The organism is Kribbella sp. (assembly GCF_035655035.1).
Lineage (GTDB): Bacteria > Actinomycetota > Actinomycetes > Propionibacteriales > Kribbellaceae > Kribbella.
The window spans coordinates 1-7180 of record NZ_DASRVN010000708.1; the positions used below are offsets into that span (position 1 = coordinate 1).

The 7180-nt window shown below is 69.4% G+C and carries 5 protein-coding genes and 1 pseudogene; all 6 read right to left on the reverse strand.

Annotated elements, in window-relative coordinates:
- On the reverse strand, positions 1–1509 hold a 1509-nt coding region (locus VFF46_RS36750), incomplete at its 3' end, for a YncE family protein (RefSeq protein ID WP_414673133.1).
- A 96-nt stretch (positions 1510–1605) separates the two neighbouring features.
- A complete protein-coding gene (locus tag VFF46_RS36755; protein WP_325041882.1) occupies positions 1606–2952 on the reverse strand; it encodes an ABC transporter permease in 1347 nt (448 codons plus the stop codon).
- Entirely contained in the window at positions 2952–3884 is a 933-nt protein-coding gene (locus VFF46_RS36760) for an ABC transporter ATP-binding protein (RefSeq protein ID WP_325041883.1), read from the reverse strand. The genes VFF46_RS36755 and VFF46_RS36760 overlap by 1 nt, the downstream gene beginning before the upstream one ends.
- Before the next feature lie 142 nt (positions 3885–4026).
- On the reverse strand, positions 4027–5079 hold the full coding sequence (locus tag VFF46_RS36765; RefSeq protein ID WP_325041884.1) for a ferritin-like protein: 1053 nt from the start codon (positions 5077–5079) through the stop codon (positions 4027–4029).
- A gap of 50 nt (positions 5080–5129) precedes the next feature.
- Positions 5130–6914, reverse strand: a complete 1785-nt coding sequence (locus VFF46_RS36770) for an ABC transporter ATP-binding protein (RefSeq protein WP_325041885.1) — start codon at positions 6912–6914, stop codon at positions 5130–5132.
- Positions 6907–7180: pseudogene (locus tag VFF46_RS36775) on the reverse strand (ABC transporter ATP-binding protein); the annotation flags it as partial. The pseudogene VFF46_RS36775 and the gene VFF46_RS36770, both read right to left, overlap by 8 nt.

Genomic DNA, 7180 nt, shown 5'->3' on the forward strand with positions numbered 1-7180 from the left:
GTACAGCCCGAACTGCTTCGCCAGCGCGTGCTGGTTCGGCGTCACGTTCTCGCCGTACTGCGTCAGCGCCGGGTCGCCGTTGCCCTGCGGGATGTCGCCGTACACCTGGTCGTAGGTCCGGTTCTCCTTGACGATCAGGAACACGTGCTTGATCGTCGACGGGGCGCCGAGCCGCAGCGGTACGGGTACCGGCACCGCCTTCTTGGAGCCGGTGGCCGCCGAGCCCGGGGTCCAGCCGTTCTGCTGGAACACCTGCGCCGTCAGACCACGGATCGCCTGGTCGTTGGGCAGCTGGAACTTGGTCAGGCTCGACGTGGTGTCGTGCGTGCCGTGACCGGCGGCGGTCGTCGTACGGCGCGCGTCGACACCGCGGGTGTTGGACACCACGATGTCCTTGCCGACCTGCGCGAGCTCGGCCGGGAAGTAGTCCGTGGGGACCAGGCCGACGTAGCTGACCGGCTCCAGCGCGCTCTTGTACTTGTACACCGCGACCGCGTTGGCCCGGCCGAGCGACACCAAGAGGTGACCGTCGTCGGTGAGCACCACGCTGTTCGGCTCGTAACCGACCGAGGCCTCCGGCCACGGCTGGGTGGCGATGGTCTGGACGACCTTGTCGCGCTTGGAGTCGATGACCGAGATGCTGTTCGTCGCCGTGTTGGTCACGAACACCGCGCCGTTCTTGGCGTAGACGGCGGTCGGGTGCAGGCCGACGTCGATGCTGCCGACCGCGGCGGCCGGGTTCGACAGGTCGATCACGCTGACGGTACCGGTGGTGGTCGCCGCGTCCTTGTTGGCCACGACGTCGGTGCCGTACGAATTGACGGTCGTGTCGCCGGCCTTGGCCGGGCGGCCGCCCTCGTTGCTCACGTAAAGCTTGTTGCCGACGACAACCAGGCCACGCGGGGCGTTGCCGGTGTTCCAGCTCTGCTTGATCGTCCCGGTGGCGGCGTCGATCGCGACCACGCGGTTCTGGCCGTTGACGGCCGAGTACACCGTCGAGCCGTCGGCGGAGAACACCGCCGCGCCGACCAAGGCGCGCTTCGAGCCCTGCGCGGCGATCGTCACGAACGTCGGGTTCGCCAGCGTTCCGTCCGCGTTCACGTCGAACTTGCGGTACCCGTCGGACTGACCGAGCCAGACCTGCTTGCCGTCCGGCGAGTACGTCGGGCCTTCCTGGCCGACGTCGTTGCCGGGGATCTTCAGGTCCGCGGCGGCGTTGTTGCCGACGTACTGCTGGACCTTCCAGTTCTTCAGGTCGATGATCGCCAGCGCCATCCCGCCGTCGGTCACCGAGGCGGCCATGTGGCTGCCGTCCGGGCTGACCGTGGACGACATGATCTTCCCCTTCTGGAGGAGAAGGCGGTCGCCGAGCGGCTTGATGTACTGGTCGGCCGACACCACCTGGCCCTTGTCCGTGACCTGACCGACCTGGTCGGATCCGAACTGACGGGTCGAGGCGACTGCGGTGCCGGCGAGTGCGATGGCGACTGCCGTGGTGCCTGCGGTCACCAGTGGAACCCTGCGCCGGAGCGAGCTGGACGGGCCCGCTTCGTCACGCCTGCGGCGGCGTGTTACCTGCATGGGGATGATCCCTTCGGGTTGGCCTTACTTGGCGGGTAGCAGCTCGATGTTGCCGTCGAACTGCCACAGTGGGTTCGGTTCGTCCCCGGACGGGGTGCGGACCAGGAAGAAGCCGTTCACTTCTTTCGGTCCGTCCCCGTCGCTGACGTACCGACCGAGTGGGTTGATGTCGAGCTGGTAGATCGCCGAGCCGGCCACGTCGACCCCCGGGATGTGCCAGCTGATCACGCACCGCCAGTCGTTGCCGGGCCCGCGGGCCGCGACCTGGTCGCCGCCCTTCGTGCACTCGGCAGCGGTCTGCAGCTGAGCCTCGGTGACATCGGCCCGGTTCAGCTGCTTGGTCTGCAGGCGGTACAGGTGCGCGAACTCGACCGCGACCGCGCGCTGCACCTTGTCCTGGTCGATGCCCGAACCGAAGCCGCTCACCGGAGCGACGGCAGCGGTGCTGACACCGAGCAGTACGACGAGGGGCAGGACGCCGGCCGTCAGCGCCCGGCGGCCGGAGCCGTCGTGCGTGGGGTTGGTGAAGTCGCGGCGTACGAACAGGTAGTAGGCGAGGCCGGTCGCGACGACCGTCCACGCGAGGCTGACGATGACACCGATCAGCAACGGGCCGCTCTGGGCCGGTTCGGTGAACAGGCCGTTCCAGCTGATGAAGGCGTAGCCGGGCAGCGCGAGGCGGAGTGCGACCGGGATCGGGAGTTGCTGCACGACCTGCATCGCGAGTGCGACCACCGCGGGCAGCAGCAACCCCATCGGCGAGCGGCCCATCGCGACCGAACCGAGCAGACCGATCGCGGCCAGCGCCAGCGTCGGTGCGAGCGCACACAGCCAGGCGAGCAGGACGGTACCGGCCGCGTCGCCCGGCGAGAGCAGGTGGCCGTCGAGGCCGATCAGCTCACGGTTGCCCACGACAAGCAATCCGCTGACCGTGCTCGACACGACCAGTCCGATGACCAGTACGACGATCACGGTCAGGCTCGACAGCGCCTTCGAGACGAAGATCCGGCGGGGCGACCGGACCGCGACCAGCAGGTGCCGCCAGGTGCCGAGCCGGTCCTCCGACGCGAACACGTCGCCGGCGACCAGCGAGGTCAGCAGCGGCAGCGCCCAGGAACCGGAGAAGCCCAGCAGTACAAGAGGTCCGGCCCAACCGGTCGCGTGCATCATCCGGCCGAACAACGTGTCGACCGGAAGCGACGCCTGCTGGCTGACCACGGTCACGAACACGGCGGGCGCGAGCCAGCACGCGACGATCAGCACCCGGACCCGCCACTGCGACAGCAGCTTGACCAGCTCGAAGCGATACCCGCGGAGCATCGGAACCCGGCGCACGACAGGGGTGTCGGGGGCAGCGATGGTGGCCGTCATCAGTTGGTCTCCTGCTGCTCGGTGAGGGCGAGGAAGGCCGCTTCGAGCGGCGACACCACGGGCGCGAGTTCGCGGACCGCGACGTCCTGCCGGACGAGCTCCTTCACGAACTCGTCCAGCGCGGGCACCGTCGTCGAGATGACCAGGAGTTCGGCGTCGTCCTGCGCCTCGTCGATCTCGCGCAGGCGGACGCCCGCGGTCTCGCGGGCCACGCGCCGTGCGGTGACCGGGTTCGAGGTGAGGACGCGGTAGTCGAGCTCGCTGTCCTCGGACGCCAGCTTGCTGATCGGGCCGGAGAACGCGACCCGCCCGGTCGCCAGGATCGTCACCTCGGAGCAGAGCGCCTCGACGTCGTCCATCCGGTGGCTCGACAGGATCACCGCTGTGCCGTCCGCGGCGATCTTGGTGAGCACGCCGTACACGTGCTTCTTGCCGGACGGGTCGAGGCCGTTGGACGGCTCGTCGAGGATCAGCAGCCGGGGCTTGGTGAGCAAGGCGGCGGCGAGGCCGAGGCGCTGGCGCATGCCCAGCGAGAAGCCGCGGACCCGGTCGTCGGCGACGTCGGTGAGGCCGACCTGCTCCAGTACCTCCTCGAGGCGCTGCGTCCCGTCACCGCGCAGGGTGGCGAGCGCGGACAGGTTCTGCCGGGCGGTCATCGACGGGTACAGCCCGGGCCCGTCGACGAAACCGGCCACCCCGTCGGGTACGGCGAGCGCGCGGCCGACCGGCGTACCGAGGATGTCCAGGGTGCCCTTGTCGGCAACGGCGAGGCCGAGCAGCAGGCCGAGCAACGTGGTCTTGCCGGCACCGTTGGGTCCCACCAGGCCGTGCAGCTGGCCGGGTGCGACGTCGAGGTCGACGCCATCGAGCGCCACGACCTCACCGAAGTACTTGGTGAGACCGCGGGCACGGACAGCGGGCGGTGTGTCCATGGTGGATACATTAGAAAGGCATGTACGGCCGCGTGAAGACCGAAAGTTAACTATTGGCGAACGAGCAGCAACCGATTGCAGCCAAGCTCTCAGTCGCTTCTCAGTTTTATTTCAGTCTTCGCGCGGCCGGATTGCTGTTCTGTCACTGTCGGTCGTCGAGCGGGACGTACTGGAAGGTCGGGCCGGCTGTGGTGCGGTCGTCCTCGCTGAGCTGCATCAGCTTCAGGGCCTCCGCCTTCAGGCCGAACATCGCGCGGACCGCGTCCCGGATCATCGATGGCTCGCCGGTGAAGGTCTGCTCGAGCAGGTAGAGCAGCGTGCAGTACGTGTTGTCGAACGCCTCCTGCGCGGCCCGGATCTGCTCGTTGTCCGAGCGATGCGGGTTCGGCTGCATCGGGGAGACTCCGGCGAAGTCGGTGGTGACCGGGTCGCCGGTCGGGCCGGACTGCGGGGTATCGCCACGCTGGTAGCGGCGGCCGAGCTTCAGCTCCTGGAAGCGGTAGTAGTGCGCGACCTCGTCGCGGTCCGGGTGGAACATGTCGTGGTCGCCGTCCCACACCTCCCCGCCGGCACCACCCCCGCCGGTAGCACTGCCCTCGCCGCGGGCGCTGCCCTCGCCCTGCTCGACGATCTCCTCCAGAGCGGACATCGCGGACGCCAGATCCGTGACCGCTTGCAGCACGCCGTCGGTGTGCTGGAACGGGCCGGCCGTCACCTGCCGGGCCGGATCGCCGGAGAACAGCTTGTCCTCGCCGAGCGCCTCGGCGAGATACCGCAGCCCGTCCTCGATCGCGTCGTAGAACTGGCCGATCGTCTCGTAGTGGTCGCCCTCCGCCGGTGCACCCGGTGCCTCGGGCTGCTCCAGCCGTAGGAACATCTCCAGCGCCTCCGGCCCGAACGGCAGCAGCGAGAGCTCGACCGACCCGTGCGGCAGCCGGCGCGGGTATCCCGGCAGTTGCTCCGGCACGTCCAGCCGCGGCTCGCCACCGACAGCGTTCAGCAGGTTGCAGACGAGCGATAGGTGGATCATCTCCTCCACGAACACGCTGCTCAGCACCTCGACCGCATCCGGGTTCCGCGCCGGGTCGAGGGAGTAGAGCGCACACAGGTACGGCGGGAGCGTCGAGTGCTCGAGCTCGATCGCCCACTGCAGATGCTGATGAAGACTGTCGAGAGTCTCGATCCGTTGGGTCATACCTGTTGAGACAGGACACACCAGGAATTTGTGACTGGCCGGGCGCGGCGTCAGCGGTAGGCGCGGGCCTGGAGTTCGAAGAGTTCGGCGTACCGGCCGCCGGCGGCGAGCAGGTCCTCGTGGGTGCCGAACTCCTCGACGCGGCCGCGGTGCATGACGACGATCAGGTCGGCCATCCGGACGGTCGAGAACCGGTGGGACACCAGCACGGTGATCCCGCCGGTCTCGGTCGCGGCGATCTTCGCGGCGGCGGCGTACTGCTCGTAGAGCCGGTGCTCCGCCTCCGGGTCGAGCGCCGCGGTCGGCTCGTCGAGCAACAGGAGGAGCGGGCGCTCGCGCATGAACGCACGCGCCAGCGCGAGCCGCTGCCACTGCCCGCCGGACAGCTCCACCCCGTCGGTGAACTTCTTGCCCAGCTGGGAATCCAGCCCACGCGGCAACCCGGCCACCACCGACTCCGCGTCACCACGGACGACGGCAGCGCGTACGGCGTCCTCGTCGCCGGCGCGTTCGAGGTCACCGATCCCGACCACCTCACGGGCGGTGAACTCGAACTTCACGAAGTCCTGGAACCCCGCCGACAGCTGCGACCGCCACGCGTCCGGTTGGATCGTCGCCAGATCCTCGCCGTCGACCAGGATCCGCCCGGTCGTCGGGTCGTACATCCGGGCCAGCAGCTTCACCAGCGTGGTCTTGCCGGCGCCGTTCTCCCCCACCAGCGCGACCGCCGCCCCGGCCGGGATCGTCAGGTCGACACCGCTCAGCACCGCGGAATCCGAGCCCGGGTAGGAGAATCCAACGTCCCGCAGCTCGATCCCCTGCGTGATCCGCGCCGGCGCCGGCGTCCGGCTGGCGCGCCACGCGTTCTGCTTGGCGTACTCGCGCAGCCAGTCGTACCGGCTGAAGCTCCGCACCACCTCGCCGACCCAGTACACGTTCTGCGCGATACCGCCGGTCATCTGGTCCACCTGAGGCGCGAGCAGCAGCACCAGTACGACGTCCCCCGCCGAGGCGTGCCCGTTCCGCGCCCGCGCGACCACCCAGATGATCGCCGCCGAGTACGCGAGCCCGAACACCAGCCGGACCGCCCCGTCCACCTTCCCGCCCCAGCGGGCGGCCGCCACCCGGCGGTCGAACCGCTCGGTCTGCAACGCGAAGATCCTGTCCAGCAGGACCTTCCCGAGCCCGAACACACGCACCTCGAGCCCGGTCCGTGGGTCCTTCGCGACCTCGATCAACCGCTCGACGAGCCGCTCCTGCGGCATCGAGTCCTCCCACGCCTTCTGCTGCCGGGTGCTGCTCAGGTACGCCGACCAGATCCGCACACCGCCCAGCAACGGCAGCACGAGCAGCACCGGATGCACCGACCCGAGCAGCGTCAGCACGGTCACCGTGTTCGTCACCGTGGCGAACGCCCAGAGCAGCACCTCGGCGCCGACGCCCATCCGCCACGCCCGCTCCCGGACAAGCTCCAACCGGTCGGCCACATCGGGCCGCTCGTGATGCGACAACCCGGGGATGCCGGTGGTCACGTCCAGCAGGTCGGCGTGCACCCGGCCGGCCATCCGCTCCTGGGCGGTGTCCTGCAGCGGCGTACCGAGCCCGTCGGCGAGGAACGACACCGCGAGCCCGCCGACGATGATCGCAACGCCCAGCGTGATCGTGCTCGACTGCTCCGACGCGATCCCCTGCACCAGCCGGCTGACGCCGTACGTCTGTGCCGGAGCGGTGACCGCCCGGGCCGCGACCAGGACGGTCGAGATCGTCATCAGCCACGGCGCCGCCCGGAACGACGTGGTGATCCACAGCCACAGGATCCGCAAGGACTTAGGCATCGACGGCCTCCGGCCCGGTCACGTAGCGCTCGGCCTGCAGGCGGAACATCCCGGCGTACTCGCCGTTCTTCGCGAGCAGCTCCTCGTGGGTGCCGTCCTCGACGATCCGGCCGCCGGACAGTACACAGATCCGGTCCGCGTTCCGCACCACCGAGAACCGGTGCGAGATGATCAGCGACGCCACCCCCGAGGTGAGCTCCAGGTACCGCTCGACGAGCTCGGACTCGGCCCGTACGTCGAGCGCCGCGGCCGGCTCGTCCAGCACC

Bases quoted from the DNA above. Each gene is read 5' to 3' on its own strand.
- VFF46_RS36765 (WP_325041884.1), bottom strand. From the start codon at position 5,079: ATGACCCAACGGATCGAGACTCTCGACAGTCTTCATCAGCATCTGCAG.
- VFF46_RS36755 (WP_325041882.1), bottom strand. From the start codon at position 2,952: ATGACGGCCACCATCGCTGCCCCCGACACCCCTGTCGTGCGCCGGGTT.
- VFF46_RS36760 (WP_325041883.1), bottom strand. From the start codon at position 3,884: ATGGACACACCGCCCGCTGTCCGTGCCCGCGGTCTCACCAAGTACTTC.
- VFF46_RS36770 (WP_325041885.1), bottom strand. From the start codon at position 6,914: ATGCCTAAGTCCTTGCGGATCCTGTGGCTGTGGATCACCACGTCGTTC.